The sequence below is a fragment of the Catellatospora sp. TT07R-123 genome, from assembly GCF_018327705.1.
Classification (GTDB): domain Bacteria; phylum Actinomycetota; class Actinomycetes; order Mycobacteriales; family Micromonosporaceae; genus Catellatospora.
Map to the genome: position 1 here is coordinate 2,711,053 of NZ_BNEM01000002.1, position 23,394 is coordinate 2,734,446.

Below are 23,394 nucleotides of genomic sequence, written 5' to 3' on the forward strand. Positions count from 1 at the left end.
GCCAGTCAGCGGGGTCTCCAGTGCCCTGCGCTCTAGGGGGAGGGGCCGGTCCATGGCGGATCTGTCACCAGGCGCGATCACACGAAAAGCACGGACAAAGGGCGGCATCGTCACCATCGTGACGGTGCTCGCGCTCGTGGCAGGGATAGGCGTGACCTGGTTCGGGCTCAGCGCCAACGACCAGGTGTCGGCCAACTACGACGCCAGCGCGTGGCTGTGGAGCCTGACCAAGGGCGAGCTCGCCCGGGTCAACGGCCTGACCGGCAAGGTGGACACCCGCACGCAGGCGCTGACCGCGTCGTCGGGCCACTTCGTCCAGGTCAACCAGTCCGACCGCTACCTGATCGTGCGCGACGAGTCGACGGGGCGCATCAGCGCCATCGACCCGGCCACGCTGCAGATCACGGCGGCGCAGGAGTCGCAGCAGGGCCTGGGCGTGACCATCGCGCTACAGGGGGCGTACGCGTTCATCATCGACCCGGTGCAGGGCGTGGTGAGCCAGCTCGACCCGGCGACGCTCCAGCCGATCGGCGAGGAGCTGCACTACCCGCCGGGCATCACCGGCGGCGTGTTCGACGGCGAGGGTCGGTTGTGGATCGCGGTGCCGAGCCAGGGCACCGTGTCGGCGATCACCCCGGCGAAGTCGGTGGGCACGGCCGGGGCGGGCGGTGCCGGCGGCGGCAGCCCGTCGCTGGTGCGCACCGAGGCCGTCGCGTCGCCGTCGCACGACCTGGCGCTGTCGGTGCTGGACAACGGCGTGGCCGTGCTGGACCAGACCACCGGCACGCTGACCACGCTGCGCGGCGCCGACGATCTGCACAAGGTGACCGTCGACCAGGCCGCGGGCGGTGTCCTCCCCGGCACCAGCACCGGCCCGGACGTCGCGGTGACCGTGGGCGAGGGCCGGCATGTGTACGTCATCACCGGCGACCAGGTCCGCGAGTTCACCGTGCCCGGCACCGGCGACCGGCTGCGCGCGGCGGTGCCGTGGGCGGGCCGGTTCTACATCGCCGACGACGCGGCGGGCACCGTGTACGTGCTGGACGGCAACGGCAACCCGGTCGACGCGATCGCGTTCAAGGACCCGAACGGCCCGCTGGAGCTGGAGGTGCGCGAGAACCACCTGTTCATCAACGCGCCCGGCTCCTCGACCGCCCGGGTCGTCGACGAGAACAACCACGTCAAGGTGGTGGAGAAGTTCGCCCGCGACGTACTGGGGGCCGAGCCGCCGCCGGCGCCGGTGACCCCGCCGCCGACGAAGCCGACGGTCGGCAAGCCGGGCATGCCGCGCAGCGTGACGGCGGCCGCCGGTGACAAGCAGGTCCGGTTGAGCTGGGGCAAGGCTCCGGACAACGGCTCGAAGGTGACCAAGTACGTGATCTCGTGGCCGGGCGCGCCCAAGCCGGTCGAGGTCGGCGCCAACCAGCGGACGTTCGTGGTGCCGGGGCTGGTCAACGGGCAGACGTACGTGTTCAGCGTGCACGCGGTCAACGGCAAGGGCGCGGGCCAGGACCGGCGCAGCAACCCGGTCATGCCGACCGGTGAGGTGCCCGACGCGCCGACCGCCGTCACCGCCAAGGCGCAGAACGACGGCACCGTCGACCTGAGCTGGCCCGCCGCCAACGGCCAGGGCCGCAAGATCACCCGGTACGAGGTCACCGCCGTGTCCGGCGGCTCGTCGGTCGCGATCGGCACCACCAGCGGCGCCGTCAAGCTCACCATCGCCGACGGCGAGCTCGACTACGGCACGCAGTACGCGTTCACGGTCGTGGCCGTCAACGACAAGGGCGCGGGCTCGCAGCCGTCCCCGGCCAGCGACACCGTGGTGCCGTTCACCAAGCCCGGCCAGGTCAAGTCCCTGGCCGCCAGCACGGTCGGCACCGCCAAGGGCACCATCCACGTGACCTGGGGCGCCCCGGCCGACAACGGCCGCCCGATCGACGGCTACAAGGTGACGGCGGGCGGCAAGACCCAGACCGTGACCGGCACCAGCGTGAACCTCAACGGGTTCGGCGACGGCGAGGTCGTGACGGTCGACGTCGCCGCGGTCAACGAGGCGGGCACCGGCGCCAAGGACACCACCAGCGCCAAGACCATCACCGCGCCGGCCGTGTCCGGTCCCAGCACCAGCGACCTCGGCTACAACTCGATGGTCGTCCACTTCGCCTACGACGACGGCGGCGGCAGCGCCACCTGCACCCTGACCCTCAACGGCAGCAACCGGGGCATCGGCTGCAACACCGGCTCGGGCGGCTACACCGTCTCCGGGCTGTGGCCGGGCAACACCTACAACTGGACCGTCACCATCACCAACGACGCGGGCAGCGCCACCACGCCCAACCAGGCGCCCAAGACGCCTGACCTGGCGGCGTGGGCCAAGTGCGCGGGCTGCTCCGACGGTGTGTGGGCGTACAAGCCGAACGGGTCCGGGGTGCTGGCGCAGGACAACAACTGCTGCGCGATGAACAAGTACTACAGCAACAACACGCCGGTCACGCCGATCTGCTGGTACCAGGGCGGGGTGACGGCCAACTCGCAGAACCGGGCGGCCACCCTGAACGCGGCCGGCAACAACGGCAACAAGAAGAGCGACAAGTGGATTAAGGTCAGCAGCACCAACTACCTGCCGTTCGCCTTCGTGAACCTGGAGAGTTCGGGCAACACCAGCAGCAACTACGACCTGCTGCCGCAGTGTTGACAGAGCACCGACGCTGATCGAACGACCGTACTGACCAGACAAAAAGGATATAGCTCGTGAACCAGCCCCAGCCGCTCACCTCGGCGCAGGTCCGCGCCTTCGCCGACCTGACCGCGAAGCTCAGCGGTGCCATCAGCGCCGTCGTGCTCGGCAAGCCGGAAGTGGTGCGGCTGGGGCTGGTCGCCATGTTCGCCCAGGGCCACGTCCTGCTCGAGGACGTGCCCGGGGTCGGCAAGACCACCCTGGCCCGCGCCATCGCCGCATCCGTGCAGGGTGCCTGGCGGCGCATCCAGTTCACCCCCGACCTGCTGCCCTCCGACGTCAGCGGCGTCACGATCTTCAACCAGGCCAACCGCGGGTTCGAGTTCCACCCGGGCCCGATCTTCGCCAACATCGTCATCGCCGACGAGATCAACCGGGCCTCGCCCAAGACCCAGTCGGCGCTGCTGGAGGTCATGGAGGAGCGGTACGTCACCGTCGACGGCGTACGCCACGCCGTCCCCCGCCCCTTCCTCGTCGTGGCCACCCAGAACCCCGTCGAGATGGACGGCACCTACCGGCTGCCCGAAGCCCAGCTCGACCGCTTCCTGATGAAGCTGTCGGTCGGCTACCCCGACGAGGCCGTCGAGATCGAGGTGCTGCGCGGCGCCGCGCTGCGCTCCCCCGAGGCGATCACCCCGGTCACCGACACCACCACCATCGGCGAGGCCGTCGCCCTGGCCAACCGGGTCCACATCGCCGACCAGCTCTACGCCTACGCCGTCCGGCTCGCCACGGCCACCCGCGAGCACAAGCACGTCCGCGTCGGCGTCAGCCCCCGCGGCGTCATCGCGCTGACCCGCGCCGCCTCGGCGTACGCGCTGACCGAAGGCCGCGGCCACGTGCTGCCCGAGGACGTCAAGGTGCTGCTGGAGCCCGTGTTCGCCCACCGCATCCTGCTGACCCCCGACGCCCAGCTGCGCGGCGTCACCGCCCACGAGGTGCTGCGCGACGCCGTCGAGTCGGTGCCCGTGCCGCTGCCCGGCCAGGACGCCGCCCGCCCCGCCGGGGCCCGGCCGGCCTGAAATGCGCATCACGCTTCGGGGGGCCGGCCTGGCGGCCGGCGGTGCGGCACTGCTCGGCGCGGGGTACCGGTTCGGATACCCCGACCTCGCCGTGCTCGGCTCCACCGCCCTGGCCGCGCTCGGCTACGCCCTCGGCCACGCCGCGCTGCGGCCCCGCCTGTCGGTGACCCGCTCCGTCGAACCCGACCGGGTCGCCCGCGGCGAGAGCAGCACCGTCACGCTGACCGTACGCAACAACGGCCGCCTCGGCGCCGCAACCCTCATCGCCCACGACCGCTGCGGCCGCCCCGACCAGCCCGCCCGGACCGTTCCCGTGCCGCTGCTGCGCCTGCGCCCCGGCCACGACACCGACGTCACGTACCCGGTCCCCACCGACCGGCGCGGCATCGTCGAGGTCGGCCCGCTCCAGGTGGTCCGCCGCGACCCGCTCGGCCTGCTCACCGCCACCCGCAGCCACGGCGGCACCAACCGCATCTGGGTGTACCCCCGCACCCACCCGATCCGCGCCGTGCCCGCCGGCATCTCCCGCAGCCTCGACGGCCGCCTCGACCGCGTCCCGCACGGCGCCATCACCTTCGACACCCTGCGCGAATACGTCATCGGGGACGAGCTGCGCCACGTCCACTGGCGCACCAGCGCCAAGGTCGGCGAGCTCATGGTCCGCGAACACCTCGACACCAGCCTCCCGCAACTGGTGGTGCTGCTCGACGACCGCGCGGCCTCCTGGCCCGACCGCAGCGGCGCCCAGTCCGAGGCGTTCGAAGCCGCCTGCGAGGCCGCCGCCTCGATCGTCACCGCCGCCACCCGCGAAGACCTGCCGATCGCCCTCCAGCTGACCAGCGGCCAGGCCGCGGGCGGCGGGCGGATCCGCGGCTCCGCCCGCGCCCTGCTGGACCTGCTCGCCGAGGCCGAACCCCAGCCCGCGACCGGCGATGACACCCGCCTGCTCGACGCCACCCGGCGGCTGCGCCAGCACCGCCCCGGCGACACCCTGATCTACCTCACCGGCCTCGGCGGCGCCGCCGACCTCGGCCTGGTCAGCGGCCTGCGCGGCCCGTTCCCCGCCGTCGCCGTGGGCCTGCTCGGCCCCCGCGTGCTGGAGGAACCGCAGGCCGCCGGAGTGCTGCTGCTGCGCGCGCACGACGGCGAGGACTTCGCCGCCGTCTGGGATGGAGTGACCCGGTGGTGATCCGAGCGCTGCGGGCGCTGACCCTGCCGCTGCTGATCCTGGCGATGCTGGTGCTCAGCGGCACCGTCGCCGGACGCATCTACTCCGGCACCCTGTTCGTCCAGCTCGTCGCCGGTGCGGCCGCCGGATCGGTGCTGGTCAGCGTCGCCTGCACCCGGCTGCGCGCCTGGCTGGTCGCCCCGCTGTCCGTGCTAGGCCTGGCCGCCTACCTCGCCTTCGCCCTGCACCTGTCCGCCCAGCGGGCCGGGATCGACGGGCCCCTGGCCCAGCTCGCCACCGACGCCCTGCGCGACGGCATCCCCCGCCTCATCGCCGTCCTGCTGCCGGTCGAGCCCCAGCCCGACACCGTCGCCGTCCCGATCGTGGTGACCTGGCTGGCCGGGCTCGCCGCCACCGAGCTGGCCACCCGCACCCGCCGCACCCTGATCGGCCTCGCCCCGCCCGTGCTGCTGTTCGCGGGCGCCCTCTGGTTGGTCGGCCCCTCCGCACCCCGGCTCACGTGGCCTGTGCTCGCGTTCGCGGCCCTGGCCGTGGCCGCGCTGGCGTTCACCGGCCGGGTCCGCACCCCCGACACCGGCGTGGACGCCGCCACCCGCCGCGCCCTGCGCCTGCGCACCGCCCTCGCGGGCGCCGTCGGCCTGCTGCTGATCGTCGGCCTGACCGCCGCGCTCGAACGCCCCGTCGCCCACCAGGTCAGCACCGCGCCGCTGGACCCGCGCTCGCTCATCGACCCGCCCGACCTCGACGCCCTGGACGAGAACCCGCTGATCCGGCTGTCCGGCTGGGCCCTGCAACCCCAGCAGCAGCTGCTCGACGTCCAGACCGACAAGGACGCCCGGATCCGGCTGGCCGTGCTGTCGGACTACGACGGCGTCACCTGGCGCGTCGGCGCCACCTACCGGCCCGCCGGGCGCACCCTGCCGCTGCCGCCCGACGGGCAGGGCACCCGGCAGGTCACCCAGCGCATCACCGTCTCCGGGCTCACCGGCAAGCTCCTGCCCGCCGCCGCCACCCCCCGCCGCGTCGACGGCGTACGCGTCTCCTACGACCAGCTGACCGGCACGATCCTGTTCCCGGGCGGACTCACCCCCGGGCTGACGTACACGGTGCAGTCGCAGCAGACCGACCCCGACGTCAACCTGCTGCCCGGCGCCGAGGTCCCCACCGGCTCGCAGATGGCCCGCTACCTGGCCCTCGGACCCGGGGCACCCGACCACCTGACCCGGCTGGCCCAGCAGCTCGGCGCCGACAACGGCGCCCCCTACCAGCGGGCGCTGGCGATCGAGCAGTTCCTGGCCGACCACTACAAGCTCGACCCGCAGGCCCCCAGCGGCCACGCCTACCCCAACCTGGACTTCTTCCTGTTCGGGCCGCCCAACGGCGGCGGCCAGCGCGGCACCTCCGAGCAGTTCGCGGCCGTGTTCGCGGTGCTGGCCCGGCTGCTGAACCTGCCCAGCCGCGTCGTGGTCGGGTTCGAGGCCCACGCCGGGCAGCGGGCGCTGACCGCCGGGGACGCGCTGGCCTGGCCCGAGGTGTACTTCACCGACCTGGGCTGGATCCCGTTCCACCCGCTGCCGCAGCCCAACCAGGACGTCAAGCCGCTGGAGAACGAGTTCAAGCCGCTGCCGGAGACCTCGTCGCCGCCGCCGCAGTCGCCCGACCCGGTCCCCACGTACGACACCGCGGCGCCGACCGGCACCGACTCCGGGCCCAGCCCCACCACCGAGGCGGCCGGGACACCGGTCGGCCTGATCGCCGGGGCCGGGGGCGGCGGCCTGCTGCTGCTCATCCTGATCGGGTCGGCTGCGTTCGTGCTGCTGGCCCGTGCCGGGCTGCGCCGCAGGCGCCTGGACCAGGGCACCCCCGCCGAGCGGGTCGCCGGGGCCTGGCTGGAGGTCGGCGACGCCCTGCGGCTGGCCGGGCACCCGGCGGGCGGGCACCTCAGTGCCGAGGAGGTCGCCGCGCACGCCGCCGACGCGGCCTCGCTGGTGCGCGGCAAGCACACGGTACGGCTGCGCGCCCCCGCCCTAGACGACGTCGCCGGCACCGTCAACGCCAGCGTGTTCGGGCCGGACACCACCACCGACGCCCAGGCCGAGGCCGCCCGCAGCGGGGCGCTGGCCTACATCGACGAGCTCAAGGCCCGCCGCTCCTGGTGGCGCCGCCTGCTGTGGACCATCCACCCGGGCCCGCTCCGCTGGCGCCGCCGCCCCTGAGCGGGACCGCTCAGGCGGCGCGGTTGTGCGGGATGCCCTTCATCGTCAGCGTCCGCACCTGGCGCCAGATGTCGTCCGGGCAGTACGCCGCGTCCTGGCGCCGCAGGTCGACCCGGTCCAGTTGCCGCACCCGCAGCTCCAGCCAGCCGCCCTCGACGGCGTACGGGTCGTCGCTGGTGGTCCGGAACTCCAGGTGGTCGTCGCGGTGCGACTTGTCCTGCGACGTGATCTGCAGGACCTCCAGGTGGCTCTCGAACGTCCGCAGGATGACGAACGGCCGGTCCTTGGACCCCTCGCCCTCGCGGAACTCCACCTCGCCCCACCAGATCTCCTTCGGCCGCGGCTCGGGCGGCGTCCAGGTGCTGGTGCCGGTGCTGCGCTGCGGCCGCGGCACGACCGGCTGGCGCATCGCGACCTTGCGGTCGAGCAGCCTGAGCACGCCGTAGCACAGCAGCGCCGTCAGCGCGGCCGCAGCCGGGCCGATCAGCGGCAGCGAGTAGCTCAGCTGCTTCAACCGCTCCTCAGGCGCCGCCGTCGGGGCTGGCGGGGTCGCGGTGCCGCCCAGGTACTTCTGGTCCAGCAGCAGCGTCGTCAGCGCCACGGCGGTGCACAGGACGGTCAGGATTCCGGCGCGGATCAGGTGGATGCGCTGCCCGGCATGGGCTCTGCCGCGGGCGGCCAGGCGGACCACCAGGTACGCCACCAGCGGCGCCAGCGCCACCCCGATCCACCACGACGGGTATGCCGCGATCTGGTCCGGCTGGCGCACCAGCAGATACGCCACGATCGCCGGGGAGGCCAGGATGGTGCCGGGCACCGCGATCAGCACGCTCAGCACGAACGGCCCCAGCAGCAGGAACAACAGGCAGCCGCACCCGGACCGACCGCTTCGCTGTGCCATCCGAGTTCCTCCACATTGGCTGGAGGAGCGATTCTATCGACGCCGTACGCCACGGCCCGCACCGACTCGTGATCCTTTCGCGTTCAGCCGACCGGCGTGCACGCCTGACCGATCTTCTCTCCAAGATCGCGCCCTGCGGCCATTTCCGGAGGCCACGGCGCATGATCCGACCGGAAACCGCGATCACGGGCCGGAAACGGCGATCGGGCCGGGCACCGTACAGAAAAGGAGAGCCGGACGCCCTGCGGCACCCGGCTCTCCGATGTGATCGCCCATCTACCTCACGCGGACGGTCAGGTCAGCGTGATCGTCGTGGTCACCTGCTGCGCCGGGGCGTCCGGGTAGGTCACCGTGACCGTGATCGTCACCGGGCCGGTCGGACGCTTGGCGGTCGGCCACAGCACGGCGAAGTTACGCGTGATCGGCTCGAACACCGGCGTCGTCGCCCCCAGCGACTGCGCCCCCGCGACCGACACCTTCACCCGCCCGCTCAGCAGCAGGCAGACCGACTCCAGCAGCGGGATCGGCGCACCCGACGCATCCGTGAGCTGGAACACGATCGGCACCACCGAGCCAGCCCGCACGGAACCACCCGCCGCGGGAGTGACCACCCGGACCCCGGACCGGACGACCTGAGTGGCCGTGCCGGTGCTGGCCAGGTAGGACCCGTCCCCGAGGTAAGCGGCCGTCACCTGGTGCGACCCCGTGCCCAGGCTCGCGATCGGGCTGCTCGTCGCCCTGCCGCCGGACAGCGCGACCGGACCGCCGACCGCCGCCCCGTCGACACGGAACTGCACGAACCCGGTCGGGGTCGTCCCCGCCGGACCGGTCACGGTGGCCGTGAACGTCACCGGCGCGCCGAGCACCGACGGGCTGGCCGAGGAGGTGACCGCCGTGGTGGTCGCCGCGGCGGCGACGGTGATCGTGTAGTCCCGGGCGACCGTGCTGACCGGGTTGGTGACGGTGACCGTGAAGGTGTAGCCACCACCGGCGGTCGGCGTGCCGGAGACGACACCCGACGCCGACAGCGACAGGCCCGGCGGCAGCGCCCCGCTGCTCAGCGCGAACGTGACCGGGCCACCGCCGCCGTACGAGACGGCCGCCGAGTACGCCGACCCGACCGTGCCGCCCGGCAGCGTGCCGTCGAGCGTCACCGGGTCGACCACGGCCACCGCGAGCGGGCCCGACGACGACCCGACCAGGTCGGCGCTGCCCGAGTACGAGGCCGTGACCGCGTGGTCGCCACCCGTCAGGGCCGAGGTGACCAGCGTCGCCGTGCCACCGCTGAGCACGGCCGTGCCGATCGTGGCGGCTCCGTCGTGGAAGGTCACCGTGCCCGTCGGCGGGACGGCCGCGGTGACGGTCGCGGTCAGGGTGAGCCCGCTGCCGGTCGCGACCGGGTTCGGCGCCGCGGTGACCACCGTGGCGCTGGTGCCCGGACCGACGTGGATCGAGGCCGGCAGCTCGGCCTGGCCGTACGCGCTGGACACCCGGACGGTGAAGGCGAAGTCGCCCGCGGCCGCCGGAGCGCCGGTGAGCTGGCCGTCCGGCGTGAGGGACACGCCCGGCGGCAGGCTGCCGGCCGAGACGCTCGCCGCCACCAGGCCCGAGCCGGTCACGGTGAAGGCGAAGCCGTACGGCTCGCCGACCGTGCCCGAAGGCGCGGTGCCGGTGACCGCCGGTGCGACACCGAGGTCGAGACCGACCACGACCGGGTCGTGGTCGCTGGTCCGGAAGCGGTCGGGCGCGTACAGCGACGCGACCTGCCCGGCGGTCTTGAAGTCGGTGTTGTAGTCCAGCACCGACGGCTCGTCGGCGTTGTGGTGCGCGTCCCCGGCCCCGGTGACCTGGCCGACCGCCGCAGCGCTGGCCAGCACGTAGTCAAGGTAGCCCCACTGGCCGTCGAAGACGTACGAGTAGGCGTCGTCGCCGTGGAAGGCCTTGATCAGGTTCACGTACCCGGCCGCCTCCAGCGCCGCGATCGGGTCCTCGCCCGCGTACGAGTTGAGGTCACCGACGATCAGCACGTCCGGGTCGCCCGCGCCCGGCACGACCGTCGTGGAGATCCAGCTCGCCAGCTCGTTGGCCTGCGCGGTGCGGCGGACGTTCCAGCAGCTCTGGCCGTCGCCCTGGTCGGTGTCCGGACCCGAGGTCGGGCAGGAGCCCTTGGACTTGAAGTGGTTGGCGATGACGGTGAACCGCGCCCCGGCCGGGGTCTGGAACGTCTGCGCCACCGGGCGCCGCTCGAAGACCGGGTTGACGTCGATGAACGTGGCACCGGCGACCGGCTGCACCTTGGCGGTGCGGTAGAGCAGGCCCGCCTTGATCGCGTCGGTACCGGCGACGTCGGTGATGCCGGTGGCCGCGTCAGCGTCGACGAAGGCCCAGGTGCCGGGCCCGTCGGCGGCGTTCAGCGCGTTCACCAGCGCCTGCACCGCACTGTCGGTGCCGTAGCCGTCGTTCTCCATCTCCATGTAGCCGATGACGTCGGCGTCGAGGAAGCGCAGCGACGCGACCTCCTTGGCCAGCTGCCGCTGGTACTCGGTGTCGCTGGTGGCACCCCGGCAGTCGGTCACCGCACCGAGCGTGCCCAGGTGGCAGCCGGTGTAGGTGTTGAAGAAGTTCAGCAGGTTCGCGCTGGCCGCCTTGAGCGAGCCGCCGACCACCGGTGCCGCCGACGGCCGCGGGTTGGCGGCCTCGAACACGGCGGTGCCGCTGAGCGCACCGAGCGGACGCAGCCGGTACGCGTTGCCGCTGGCCGAGTTGCCCGCCCACGTGTAGGTCAGCACCCCGACCGGGTCGGTGACCGTGTCACCGCCGCGCAGGGTGTTGCTCGCCGACAGGGGCTGTCCGCCCCGGCCGAACACGATCGGGTCGGGGTTCTGCGCCTGGTCGGCGTCGTCGATGAGCAGCCGGTTGAGATTGTTGGCCGCCTGGGCCGCCGCGACGGCGGCGGTGTCGGTGGCCCGGATGTCGGCCGTCGGCTGGCGCAGCCGGCCGCCCGACGAGACCACGACCTGCCCGAACCGGCCGATCTGGAAGTGCTCGGTGACGGTCAGCGTCTGGTGGAACCGCACCAGCATGCCCTCGTACGGCTCCAGGTCGGCGGCGCTCGCGCGGGGCAGCGTGACGTCGGCCGGGGTGACGGTGCCCTGCGCGCCGCAGGAGACCACCGTCGTCGCGGAGGCGGTGAGCTGGGTCTGGCCCTGGAACTCCGAGACCGGGCCGGTCACCTCGACCACGTCGCCGAGGCTGACGAGGTTGGCGCCGTTGTCGAAGACGAACACACCGTCGGAGGTGGCGGTGTCGCCGTCGCCGGAGTCCTGGAGGTAGAAGCCCCGCAGCGCCGGGCTCGGGCCCTCGCTGTCGCCGACGACCGTGCCGCGGACCGTGACGGTCTGCCCGGCCAGCGGGCTGATGTCGCCGGTGCCCTGCACCGCGCCGATCGCCGTCACGGCCCCGGTGCACGCCGGGGTGACGGGGTTGACGGTGACGGTCGCGGTCACGCTGTCGGCCTGGCCGCCCGTTCCGGTGACGCGCACCCAGTAGGCGGCGGTGGCGGTCAGGGCCGGGGTGGTGTACGACGCGCCGGTGCCCACCGGCGTCGACGTGTCACCGGCGGTGCCCGCATACCACTGGAAGCTCAGCGGGCCGGTGCCGGTCGCGGCGACGGTCAGCGTCGCCGTGGCACCGGAGGTGACGGCCACGTCCTGCGGCTGCGTCGTGATCACCGGAGCCGTCGGCACCGAGCCGCCCGCCGGGGCGAAGGCGACGCCGCGCAGCGCGGTGTTGGTGCCCGCGGTCTGCAGCACGACGGCCGTGGCGCTGATCGGCGCGTCATACGCGGCCGTGTCCTCCACCTTGACCAGCTGCGCCGATCCCGCGCTCGTCGTGGCGAACAGCGTCGCCGTGGCGCCGGTGACCGAACCCGTGATGCCCCGGGCACCGCTGCCGCTCGGCCGGAAGTTGCCGCGCGCGGTCCACGCCGACCCGTTGAACGAGTACTTCACGATGCCGCCGTTGGGGCTGCCCGAGTCGTCGGCGAGGTAGAGCGTGTCGATGCCCGGCACGCCGGGGTCGCGGTCCAGCGCGACGATGCCGTACGGGCTGGGCGCGGCGGTGACCAGCGCCGGGGTCTGCCCCCCGGTCGTCGGCAGCCCCGCGCCGACGGCGTAGACGCCGGTCGGGGCGCTGCCGGTGGAGACGTAGAGACGGCCGCCGGCGATGGCGGCGGCCCGCAGGTTCGTCGGCGTGGCGCTGTTGATCTGCGTCGTCGTGCCCGCGCCGACGGTGGCCAGGCGCACGCCGCCGGAGGAGCCGACGGCCCAGACCCGCGAGCCGTCGTCGGAGACGACACCGCGGATGTTGGCGCCGCTGAAGGCATCGGTGATCGCCGTCGTGGTGTCGACCGCGCCCGCGCCGTCGACCCGCGCGGCCACCCGCGCCACCGTCGCCGTGGAGCTCGTGGCGACACCGGCCAGGCCGGGGTCGGCGTCGTATCCGCCCAGCGTCAGATAGCGGCCGTCAGCCGAGAGCGCGAGCGCCCCCTCCGAGGTCGCGCTGCCGCTCACGGTGAAGCGGCGGTTGCTTCCCGAGACCGAGGTCGGCAGCGCGACCGTGCGCACCAGCGCACCAGCGGGCGTGTACTCGTCGAGGAAGACCGGTGCGGCCGCGCTGCTCAACGCAGCGGCTCCGTCACCGACCCGTACCACCACGAGGTTGCCGGAGCTGGTTTCTGCTGCGGCGCCGGACGCGGTCAGCGTGGCCGCGCCGGGGATCACCAGTAACGCGACGGCGAGACGGGCGAGGTTGCGTCGAAAATGGAGACGCACAGGGATACCTCTCTGCGCAGGGGACGGGGATGGTAGTCACCGTATGTGTGAAGTCATGCCTTCACAAGAGCAGTGTCGATGGTTCGCGAAACCGCAACTGCTCCGTCAGCCGAGCGTAACTCCACACCCACCCGTCCACAGATCCACTATGGACCTGTTCGCCATCGCGTGCCCGCCGGCGGCCGCTCAGTCCGTCCGGCGCCACCGGCGGGGCGCAAGCGCCACGGCCAGCGCCTTCGCCTCGGCCAGCCCGCTCACATCCACCAGGCAGCCGTGCCGGATGTTACCGAGAAACACCTGCTTGCCCTGTTCCACCAGGATCGCGTCGTTGGTGGGGAACGGATGCACCGAACCGTCGCGCCGGACATGGTGGATTCCGTCGATCGCCAGCACCAGCCGCTCCTGCGCCCCGCCGCCGAGCCTGCGCCACAGCGACGGCCCCAGCACCGTGCCCTGCGGCACGAACGTGCCGGTCGGACAGTCCAGCCGGGCCAGCCCGGCCAGGTCCGCCACCGTGCCGACCGGCACCACCACCAGCGCCGTGTGCAGCCACGACGCGACCGCCGACCGCACGTCGGCCGGGGTCAGCCGCGCCGCCTCGGCCACCTCCGCCGGGGCGGCGCCGTCGAACACGCCGAGCAGCTCCGCCCGTGCCTGGCCGCCCACCTGCTCCAGCGCCGCCGCGTCCCGCAGCAGGTCGCCCTTGCCCTGCCGCTCCAGCAGCAGGCGCACCTCCTCGGGGACCTCGGCGGCGTCCCCGTCATGCCAGTGCACCGCCCACTCCAGGTCGGCCGCCGGCACCGGCTGCTCGGCCAGCGACCGCAGCGCCTGCCACAGGACCTCGGCCGCCCCGGCCGCGTCGCGGCCGCGCTTGCCGGAGAACTCCAGCCCGAGCCCGAGCTGCACCGTCAGCGCGCCGACCGGCGTGTACCAGGGCGTGCCCCAGGCGTCGATCCCGGCCGCCTTCAGCGCCTCGGACACCCGTCGGTGCAGCAGCGCGAACACCAGGTGCGCGTGCGGGCCGGCGGTGGCGGTCACCGCGATCCCGGGTGCGGCGACCTCGTCGGCATACCAGCCGCCGCCGGGGCGGACCGGGACGGTGTCGGCACGCGCCGGGCGCTCGCCTGACGGCAGCGGCAGCCGCAGGTCCGGCCACGGGCCGCGGGTCAGCGCCAGGGCCGCGTTGCCGCCGGTGAAGTAGCGCGCCACATGCGCGCGCACCTCCGCGGCGGTGAAGTCGGTGTAGTCGATCGGCGGCCAGCGCAGCACCCCGGCCCCGGCCGAACCCAGCCGCCGCGCCAGCAGCGACCCCCACGGGTCCCGGTGCGGGGAGTCCATGAGCAGGTCCAGCGAGATCACCCGGTCGGACGCGTCGGCCTGCGCCGCGACCTCCGCCAGGTCCTCCAGGTCGTCGACGAGCAGCTCGGCCAGCGCGGTGCAGCACTCGGCCAGGTGCTCGGCGACCTCGGCCGCGGTGCCGGAGGCGGTGAACGAGGTGTCGACCACGGTCGTCGCCTGGTCGGCCTCGGTGCTGACCGACTCGTACACCAGCAGCTGCACCAGGTGGTTCAACCCGACCTGGTCGACGCCCTCATCCCGGGCGCCCGCCCCGAACACCAGCGACGCCCGGACGTCACCGTCCAGTTCCTGCCAAGCGACAGGCACCCCGTCAACCTCGCCCGCATCCATGCCCGCGAGCGTAAGCCCCCACGACAACGCACTCCCCCGCGTGTTCTGCGCCGCACTTTCGGGGAAACTGCCGCAGTCTTGCCCGGTATTCGTGCGCTTTCCCCGGAACTGCACGGATCTCCGGCAGGATTACGTGGCCCGGCCAGGGGATATGGACGGCGCATGCCGACGCCTATCCTGTCCGCCATGCGTAATCCCCTGCGCGCGCTGCACCCCCGCCAGTTCCGGGGCGTCCGCCTGCTCCTGCTGGTCACCGCGCTGGCGCTGGCGGCGGCGGTCAGCGGCACGACGGTCGTCGACGCCGAGCTGCGGGGATTGGTGATCGGCCTGCTGCTGGCGGCCGGGCTGATCGGCGGCTGGTTCGCCGTCACCGGCTACCGTCCGCTGTGGACGACGGCGGCGGGACTCGTCGGCTTCGTGCTGGTGGTGAGCGTACTGGTCGAGACCGGGCCGACGCTGCTGCAACTGCGCGGCGGCCGGGCCGAGTCGCGGGTCACCGCCGTACGCGAGGCGGGCAGCCGCGCCGACCGCTACCACTACACCCTGACCACCGGCGGTTGGCGCCCCATCGCGGGCGAGCTGACCCTCGGCGAGGCCCGCTACGGGGTCGGCGACCCGGTGACCGTGGTCGAGGACCCCAGCGGGCTGGCCGACCCGATGCTGCCCGCCGACCTGACCGAGCACCGCGACAGCTGGCTCGCCCTGATCGTGCTGTACCTGACGACCGCCGCCCTGTGCCTGCTCGCGGGCCGCCCCCGGCGCACCGCCGACGAGTGACCCGCGCTCCGGCGCCCGGGAGAGCGGGCGCCGGAGCACAGCAGCCGTATCAGTAGGTGGTCTCGCCGTTCAGGCCGAAGAAGTCGTGCCACTTGGCGCCGCCGAGGAACCCGGTGCCGGTGGACAGCCCGACGAACACGTCGTTGGTACTGCCCTTGCTGAACACGACGATGTCGTCCTTGCCGTCGCCGTTGTAGTCACCGGTGTACGGGAACTCCCCGCCGACGCAGAAGAAGTCGTTCCACTTCACCGTGGTGCCGACGAAGCTGCTGCCGTTGGACAGGGCCGCGTACACGTCGGCGTCGGCGTTGCAGGTGAACGTCGCGATGTCGTCCTTGCCGTCGCCGTTGAAGTCGCCGACGCGCGGCAGCTCCGAGCCGACCGCGAACAGGTCGTGCCACTTCACGCCCGGCCCGAACGACGAGCCGTTGGACAGCGCCACGTACACGTCGGCCGCGGTCGCCGCGCCCTGGGTGAAGGTGGCGATGTCGTCCTTGCCGTCGCCGTCGAAGTCGCCGACCGCCGGGTACTCCCCGGCCGGGGCGAAGAACTCGTGCCACTTCACGCCCGCGCCGAACGAGCTGCCGTTCGACAGCGCCACGAACACGTCGCCCTGGGCGTCGTGGGTGAACGTCGCGATGTCGTCCTTGCCGTCGCCGTTGAAGTCGCCGACGGCCGGGATCTCGCCCCCCGGGGAGAACCAGTCGTGCCACTTGGCGCCGCCCAGGAACCCGGTGCCGGTGGACAGGCCGACGTAGACGTCGCCGAGGGTGCCGCCGGTGAACGTGACGACGTCGTCCTTGCCGTCGCCGTTGAAGTCGCCGGTGAGCAGCTTCTCGCCGTTGAGGCCGAAGAAGTCGTTCCACTTCACCGAGGTGCCCGCGAACGCCGAACCGGTCGAGGTCGCCACGTACACGTCGTTGAGGTTGCCCAGGTTGAACGTGACGATGTCGTCCTTGCCGTCACCGTTGAAGTCCGTCGGCGACCCGGCCGGGAGCAGCGAGCCCGCGGTGCCGCAGTTGTCGCTGGTCAGGTAGCGCTGGTTGTAGACGCCCGGGTACGGCGCCAGCGACGCTCCGTTGATGGCGATGTTCTGGCCGACGCCGTTGAGCAGCTGCTCGTAGTGCAGGTGCGGGCCGCTGGAGTTGCCGGTGCTGCCGGTCACGCCGATCTGCTGGCCCTGCGCGACCACGGCGCCGTCGGGCACCGAATAGGCGCTGAGGTGGAAGTAGTACGTCTTCCAGCCGCCGCCGTGCTCGATGGCGATGTAGTTGCCCGCGCCACTGGGCTGCGAGAACCGGTACGCGGTGCCCGCGGCGGAGGCGATGACGGGGGTGCCGTTGGTGACGCCGCCGTCGGAGCGGACGAAGTCCAGCGCCAGCCGGACCTCGCCGTCGTGGTGGCTGTAAGTCCAGGTCTGGCCGCACGGGAAGGGGGCCTTGAAGTTCGGTGCCGCGAGTGCGGGCGCCTGGCTCGCCACGGTGAGACCCGAGGTGGCCAGGAGCGTGACGAGGAGGGTTCTGAGGGCGAGACGGGCTCTGCGGCCCATGGCATCTCCTCTCGACCGCGGGGGGTGCGGTCGGACGGGGTGTGGGAAATCGATCTCCCGAGTTTGGGCACGACCGTCATCTCTGTCAATGGTCGGCATGACCGACGATCCGTACAGGACTGTCGCGTCACGACCTTCAAACCATGTCAGTACAGGTGGAAGGCATCACGCGATCGAAGCGGGAGCATCCTCCGCAGCGAGCGGCCGCCGACTCTTGTCGGCAATCGATTTCCGACGTATGGTATCCGGCGTGCCGGACGGCGCGGCCTTTCCGACCGGAACGGGAAGGCCGCCCTGTGGACGGCGCGGGTCGGCGTCTCCCAAGTGCGCCGGCCCGCGCTCACCCCCGTCCGGGTCGTCGAGCGCGGGCCGGTCTCCACCGTCGAAGTTGCCGGGCACCTGTGCGTATCTTGGGCCGCCACCTGCCCGATTGCCCGGCAACTCGGACGATCAACGGCCGATCGACGAGCAGGGCGCGTGGCGGCGGGTCAGGGTCAGAGCATGGCCTCGCCGTTGAGGCCGAAGTAGTCGTGCCACTTGGCTCCGCCGCCGAACGACGAGCCGTTGGACAGGCCGACGTAGACGTCGTTGGTGCCGCCCTTGGTGAACACGACGATGTCGTCCTTGCCGTCACCGTTGAAGTCGCCCGTGTACGGGTACTCCCCGGCCAGGCAGAACCAGTCGTTCCACTTCACCGTCGTGCCGACGAAGCTGCTCCCGTTGGACAGCGCCACATACACGTCGGCGTCGCCGTTGCAGGTGAACGTGACGATGTCGGCCTTGCCGTCGCCGTTGAAGTCACCCACCCGCGGCTGCTCGTTGCCGACCGCGAACAGGTCGTGCCACTTCTGCCCCGGCCCGAACGAACTGCCGTTGGACAGGGCCACGTAGACGTCGGAGGCACTCGACGGGCCCTGCGTGAACGTGATGATGTCGGCCTTGCCGTCACCGTTGACGTCACCGACCGCCGGGAACTCCCCGGTCGGGGCGAAGAAGTCGTGCCACTTCACGCCGGGGCCGAACGAGCTGCCGTTGGACAGGGCCACGTACACGTCGCCGTTGCCGTCGTGGGTGAACGTGACGATGTCGTCCTTGCCGTCACCGTTGAAGTCGCCCACCCCGGGCACCTCGGCATTCGGCGCGAACCAGTCGTGCCACTTCGCCCCGCCGCCGAACGACGAGCCGTTGGACAACCCGACGTACACGTCGCCCAGCGACCCGCCCGTGAACGTGATCGCGTCGTCGCGGCCGTCGCCGTTGAAGTCACCCGACAGCAGCTTCTCGCCGTTGAGGCCGAAGTAGTCGTTCCACTTCACCGACGTGCCCGTGAACGAGCCGCCGTTCGAGGTGGCCACGTACGCATCGTTGAGCGAGCCCAGGGTGAACGTGACGATGTCGTCCCTGCCGTCGCCGTTGAAGTCTGTCGGCGCACCGGCCGCGGTCAGGCCGCCGCCGTCACCACCGCCACCGCCGCCGCCACCGGCGTTGACCAGCGACATGTAGTAGTTCCAGTTCCAGTTCGGGCCCGGGTCGGTGTGGTCGTTGCCCGGCATCTCGTTGTGGCCCTTGATGTAGCCGCGGGTCTTCGGGATGCCCCACTTGTCGCACAGGTAGCGGGTCAGGTTCGCCGACGAGCGGTACATGACGTCGGTGAACCAGGACGGGTTGTCGATGTAGCCCTCGTGCTCGATGCCCAGGGCGTACGAGTTGGCCGACCGCACGTGGTAGGCGGTGTCCTCCTCGCGCACCATCTGCGTGATGTCGCCGTCGTTGGAGCGCACCAGGTAATGCGCGCTGACCTGCGCCGACGGGTTCTGGAACCAGCTGATCGAACCGGCGTAGGAACCCTGCATCACGTGGATGACGACGGTGGTGATCTTCGCCGACCGCCCCGGGGAGTAGTTGTTGCCGTTGGCGGCGACCCAGTGCGCGCCGGAGTACTGCGGCACCGCTGCCGCTGCCGCGGCCGCCGCCGCCTGCGGACCGGCGGTCTTCGGCGCCGCGGCCGGCTGCGTCCCGGCGGGCCGGATCGCGGCGTAGCGGCCCAGCTCCGGGCGGACCCGGTCGGGCGCGGCGGTGACGGTGCCGCCGGGGGTGCGCACGGTCACGCCCTGCTGGACGATCTCGTACACGTGGTCGGCGTAGAGGCGGGCGGTGGCGTCGCCACTGGCACCGGCGTACTCGGCCACGGCCGGGTACCAGGCGGCGGTGCGGGCGCGGTCGGCGGCGGTCAGGCCCGCCCGGTCCGCGTACGACCGCAGCACGGCGGCGGCGCCGCGCACGTTGGCGGCTGCGTCGGTCTTCAGCGCGGCGGTGTCGCTGCCGGTGAGCCGGGCGGCCAGGGCCAGGCTGCCGTTGCCGGGGTTGGCGGCCAGGTGCATGATCCCGAAGCCGTTGTCCTGGCTGGGCAGCCCGGCGTGGTCGATCAGCCGGGTCTCGCCGTAGCCGACCGCCACGAGCAGATCCCGGGGCACGCCGTAGGACGTGGCCGCCGCGGTGAACACCGCGTTCAGGCCCTGGGCCGGCACGGGCCCGGCGGCGGCGGGTGCCGCGGTGACCAGGGTGCCGAGCAGCAGGGTACTGACGACGAGGGGTGCTCTTCGGAGCATGGAGTCTCCTCTCGGCCGCGTGGGAGCACGGCCGGATGGGTGGGAGAAATCGATGTCCGAGTGTTGATCCGAGCACCGCCGCCTGCAATGCGTGGCACCACGGATCTATTGCCGACCCGACCCGCGTTGCATCACGGGAGCAGCGGAAACGAGCTCCGCGTCAGCTGTCCGCCGTGGATCGTGATCATGCTCCGCGCACAGCGGCGGGCTGTGGTCCGACCCCGCCGAGCAGGCTGCTCAGCCCGGCCCAGGTGCCGATCGCGGCGCGCTCCTGCGGGTTGTCCAGATACCAGCGCACGGCGTCGCCGAGCAGCAGCGGGTGCACCGCCCAGTGCAGCGGCAGGACCCCGCCGGGCACCGGCAGCTGCCGCTGGCCGGGGTCGCGCGACCAGGTGCGCGCGACCTCCAGCTCATCCCAGCCGTAGCTGCGGCGTCCGCGCCAGTCGGTGACGGTGAGCCCGTCGGCCGTCAGCGCCAGGCGCGGGACGTCGAGCAGCACCCACACCCAGCCGACGACGACCATGGCCGCCACCAGCGTCACGGCCGCCTGGCCCACCGGCTCGGTCGTGGGGCGCAGCCGACTGAGTCCGAAGATCAGGAACAGGTTGAGCAGCAGGACCATCCCGGGCCGACCGATCCGGCCCGGCCGGGAGGCGCTGATGAAGGCGGGCCGGGTCCCGCCCCGCACCCGGAGGCGCCACACCTGCGCGTTCGGACTCCGCAGCTGGCTGAGCGCCAGCGAGGTGGCCAGCAGCAGCAGGCTCACCCCGTCGACGGCGCCGTCCATCCCGGACCGCCCGGCCAGCAGCGCGGCGGCGGTGCCCAGGCCGAGGACGGCGTAGACGGCCACGAGGGCGCGGAACAGCAGGCGCGACAGATGCATGGCGGTGAGCATAGGTGCGATCGCGAGCCCGCGCGGCCCTTGCCCGCCCATGGGACATTGATCTCGGTCGAGTTCGGGTGGTGATCGGGGTGGGCGGGGCTGCGGGGGCGCCGGGGCCGTACCCGTTCACCGTGGCCGACCTGGCGGGACTGGCCGGCCACTTCGGGCACCGGCAGCGCTGACCTGCGGATACACAATTGATTAACACGTTCACGGATGTCGAAATATTTAGTTTCTTGAGATCCTGGACGCCGCGCTCCTAGGCTGGCCGGGTGGAGCTGACGCGCCTGTTCACGGCACGCCTGCACGTCGATCTGCGACGGCAGGCCAGCTCACTCTGTCCGCGCTGACCGCTCGCGCGCGCTCCACCGTTCCCCTGCCGCCGGAGCATTCCGGCATCTCCTGCTCGGCCCACTCGGGCGCCGCTGCGCGCCCGTGCGCCGCCGCGCACCCACGGAAAGGTCGATCCCATGTCGGACACCCCGTCGCTGCGGCGGCGCACCTTCCTCGCGGCCTCGGCCGCGGCTGGCGCGGCGGCCGCCGCCGGCCTGCCGTCCCAGCCCGCCCAGGCGGCCGCCACCCGCCCGAACATCCTGATCATCGTCACCGACGACCAGCCGAAGAACACCCAGTGGGCCACCGGCAAGACCATCGGCTGGCTCGGCGACCACGGCGTCACGTTCGCCAACGCGTTCTCGGTGACGCCGCTGTGCGCGCCGTCGCGCTCGACCATCTTCACCGGGCAGTACGCGCACAACCACGGCGTACGCGGCAACCAGCACCAGGAGAACCTGAACCACCACGCCACCGTGCAGCGCTACCTCCAGGAGGCGGGCTACCGCACCGGCCTGTACGGCAAGTACCTCAACGGCTGGGACGTGCACGACAACCCGCCGTACTTCGACGAGTTCGCGCTGCTCGCGCCCATCACGTACAACGACGGCCAGTACAACGTCGACGGCACCGTGCAGACGATCAACGGGTACACCACCACCGTCGTCAAGAACCGGGCGCTGCAGTTCCTCCAGCGCAGCACCACCGACACCCGCCCCTGGTTCCTGTACGTCGCCCCGAAGGCCCCGCACGGCCCGAACACCCCGGACATCCCGTACGCCGACACCGAGGTCCCGGCCTGGGACGGCCGTCCCGGCGTGCCGGAGAACGACCGCTCGGACAAGCCCGCCTACATCAAGAACGCCGACGGCACCCTGGCCGACGGCAGGAACATCCGCACCAACCAGCTGCGCACGCTGCTGTCGGTCGACGACGCGGTGCAGGCCATCCACGACAAGCTCGAAGCCCTCGGTCAGCTGGAGAACACGCTGGTGTTCTACATCTCCGACAACGGCTTCGCCTGGGCCGACCACGGCTGGACCAAGAAGTCGGTGCCCTACGGCCCGTCGATCGAGGTGCCGTTCCGGGTGTCGTGGCCCGCGGGCGGGCTCAACACCGGCGCCACCGACAACCGGCTCACCGGCAACATCGACATCGCCCCGACGATCCTGGCCGCCGCCGGGATCACCCCGGACGCCCAGCACCCGCAGGACGGGCACTCGCTGCTGGGCGCCTACCGCCGCGACCACATCCTGACCGAGTTCTTCAAGCACGGCACCGCGGCGGGCGGCCCGCCGAGCTGGTCGTCGTACGTCACCGCCACCAAGCAGTACACCGAGTACCGCGACGTGCACACCGACGCCAACGGCATCCCGACCGGCAGCGGCGCGGTGCTGTTCCGCGAGTACTACGACCTGGTCAACGACCCGCACCAGCTCACCAACCTGCTCTACCAGTCCACCCCGGCCCAGGAGACGGCGCTGGGCATCCCCGCCCTGGCCGCCCAGCTCGCCGCCGACCGCACCAGCTCCGGCGCCACCGCCCCGTAACACCCACCCCCGCCTGCCCTCGCGCCCCGCGGGTGAGGAAGGGCACCTTGTTAACAGACGTCTGTTAAGAAGGTGCCCTTCCTCACCTCGCGCCGGAGCGGGCGGGGCGCACAGAGATGGAGACGTCGTGGACGAACCGCATGGCGCCTGCTGCACCCCCGGCCGCGCCGCGCCCGCCGCGCTGGTACTGAGCCCGCCGCCGGCGGCGGCCTCGCGCGCCGCCGGGCGCACCGTCACGCTGCCGGGCGGGGCGTTCCTGATGGGCACCGACGACACCGAGGGCTTCCCGGCCGACGGCGAGGGGCCGGTGCGCGAGGTGACGGTGCGCCCGTTCCGCATCGACCCGACCGCGGTCACCAACGCCCAGTTCGCCACGTTCGCCAAGGCCACCGGGTACACCACCGAGGCCGAGCGGTTCGGCTCGTCGTACGTCTTCGGCGGGCACCTGGCCCGCGACGTGACCGCCCGCAGCGCCCGGGTGCCGACCACGCCCTGGTGGTTCGAGGTCGCCGGGGCGAGCTGGCGCCATCCGTTCGGGCCGGACTCCGGCACCGGCGACCGGCAGAACCACCCCGTGGTGCACGTCTCCTGGCACGACGCCGCCGCCTACTGCGACTGGTCGGGCACCCGCCTGCCCACCGAGGCCGAGTGGGAGTACGCCGCCCGGGGCGGCCTGGTGCAGGCCCGGTTCCCGTGGGGCGACGAGCTGACCCCGGGCGGGCGCCACATGTGCAACATCTGGCAGGGCGAGTTCCCCGCGCGCGACAGCGCCGCCGACGGGTTCGCCGGGACCGCGCCGGTCAGGTCGTTCCGGCCCAACGGGTTCGGCCTGTACAACATGGCCGGCAACGTGTGGGAGTGGTGCGCGGACTGGTTCAGCGCCGACTTCCACGCCACGGGGCCGCGCACCGACCCGGCCGGGCCGCCGCAGGGCAGCGCGAAGGTGATGCGGGGCGGCTCGCACCTGTGCCACGTGTCGTACTGCAACCGCTACCGGGTCGCGGCCCGGTCGGCGAACACCCCGGACAGCTCGACCAGCAACATCGGCTTCCGGGTGGCCGCGGACTGACCTCCGCGCGTCCTGCCCCGCCCGCTCCGGCCCGG

Annotated in this window: 14 protein-coding genes; 8 read left to right on the forward strand and 6 right to left on the reverse strand. The window is 72.6% G+C overall.

Translation table 11 applies throughout. The annotated features are described in order from the left end of the window. Positions 1-118: 118 nt before the first annotated feature. From Cs7R123_RS31805 to Cs7R123_RS31820, 4 genes are read left to right on the forward strand one after another with little or no spacing between them, the layout of a single operon-like run. Complete coding sequence (locus Cs7R123_RS31805; protein WP_308442902.1) at positions 119-2,698, forward strand: fibronectin type III domain-containing protein; 2,580 nt, start codon at positions 119-121, stop codon at positions 2,696-2,698. Positions 2,699-2,754: 56 nt separating this feature from the next. Then, on the forward strand, positions 2,755-3,762 hold the full coding sequence (locus Cs7R123_RS31810) for a MoxR family ATPase (RefSeq protein WP_212832035.1): 1,008 nt from the start codon (positions 2,755-2,757) through the stop codon (positions 3,760-3,762). Position 3,763: 1 nt separating this feature from the next. After that, entirely contained in the window at positions 3,764-4,951 is a 1,188-nt protein-coding gene (locus tag Cs7R123_RS31815; RefSeq protein ID WP_212832037.1) for a DUF58 domain-containing protein, read from the forward strand. Then, positions 4,945-7,167: a DUF3488 and transglutaminase-like domain-containing protein gene (locus tag Cs7R123_RS31820; protein ID WP_244872263.1), complete on the forward strand. Its 2,223-nt coding sequence runs from the start codon at positions 4,945-4,947 to the stop codon at positions 7,165-7,167. Before Cs7R123_RS31815 ends, Cs7R123_RS31820 begins: the two co-directional genes overlap by 7 nt. Before the next feature lie 10 nt (positions 7,168-7,177). On the opposite strand, the gene Cs7R123_RS31825 is transcribed toward Cs7R123_RS31820, so the two are convergent. From Cs7R123_RS31825 to Cs7R123_RS31835, 3 genes are all read right to left on the reverse strand, one after another. Beyond that, positions 7,178-8,068, reverse strand: coding sequence for a hypothetical protein (locus tag Cs7R123_RS31825; protein ID WP_212832039.1), 891 nt, complete (start codon positions 8,066-8,068; stop codon positions 7,178-7,180). Between the two features lie 293 nt (positions 8,069-8,361). Next, positions 8,362-12,900 (reverse strand): ExeM/NucH family extracellular endonuclease, encoded by a 4,539-nt coding sequence (locus tag Cs7R123_RS31830; protein ID WP_244872264.1) that lies wholly within the window; start codon positions 12,898-12,900, stop codon positions 8,362-8,364. A 186-nt stretch (positions 12,901-13,086) separates the two neighbouring features. Continuing rightward, positions 13,087-14,565 (reverse strand): hypothetical protein, encoded by a 1,479-nt coding sequence (locus tag Cs7R123_RS31835; protein ID WP_212832040.1) that lies wholly within the window; start codon positions 14,563-14,565, stop codon positions 13,087-13,089. Between the two features lie 210 nt (positions 14,566-14,775). On the opposite strand from Cs7R123_RS31835, the gene Cs7R123_RS31840 reads away from it, so the two are divergent. After that, a complete protein-coding gene (locus Cs7R123_RS31840) occupies positions 14,776-15,366 on the forward strand; it encodes a hypothetical protein (RefSeq protein ID WP_212832041.1) in 591 nt (196 codons plus the stop codon). A 49-nt stretch (positions 15,367-15,415) separates the two neighbouring features. Here Cs7R123_RS31840 and Cs7R123_RS31845 read toward each other — a convergent pair whose 3' ends face one another. From Cs7R123_RS31845 to Cs7R123_RS31855, 3 genes are all read right to left on the reverse strand, one after another. After that, positions 15,416-16,915 (reverse strand): VCBS repeat domain-containing M23 family metallopeptidase, encoded by a 1,500-nt coding sequence (locus Cs7R123_RS31845; protein WP_244872265.1) that lies wholly within the window; start codon positions 16,913-16,915, stop codon positions 15,416-15,418. 494 nt (positions 16,916-17,409) lie between these two features. Further along, on the reverse strand, positions 17,410-19,524 hold the full coding sequence (locus Cs7R123_RS31850) for an N-acetylmuramoyl-L-alanine amidase (protein ID WP_212832042.1): 2,115 nt from the start codon (positions 19,522-19,524) through the stop codon (positions 17,410-17,412). A 184-nt stretch (positions 19,525-19,708) separates the two neighbouring features. After that, positions 19,709-20,407 (reverse strand): PH domain-containing protein, encoded by a 699-nt coding sequence (locus tag Cs7R123_RS31855; RefSeq protein ID WP_212832043.1) that lies wholly within the window; start codon positions 20,405-20,407, stop codon positions 19,709-19,711. 272 nt (positions 20,408-20,679) lie between these two features. Here Cs7R123_RS31855 and Cs7R123_RS41150 point away from each other — a divergent pair, with 272 nt between their 5' ends. The 3 genes from Cs7R123_RS41150 (at position 20,680) to Cs7R123_RS31865 (ending at position 23,359) form a co-directional block, all read left to right on the forward strand. Further along, positions 20,680-20,757: a putative leader peptide gene (locus Cs7R123_RS41150; RefSeq protein ID WP_374707102.1), complete on the forward strand. Its 78-nt coding sequence runs from the start codon at positions 20,680-20,682 to the stop codon at positions 20,755-20,757. Positions 20,758-20,877: 120 nt separating this feature from the next. After that, entirely contained in the window at positions 20,878-22,290 is a 1,413-nt protein-coding gene (locus tag Cs7R123_RS31860; protein WP_212832044.1) for a sulfatase, read from the forward strand. A gap of 127 nt (positions 22,291-22,417) precedes the next feature. Beyond that, positions 22,418-23,359 (forward strand): formylglycine-generating enzyme family protein, encoded by a 942-nt coding sequence (locus Cs7R123_RS31865; RefSeq protein WP_212832045.1) that lies wholly within the window; start codon positions 22,418-22,420, stop codon positions 23,357-23,359. Positions 23,360-23,394 lie beyond the last annotated feature (35 nt).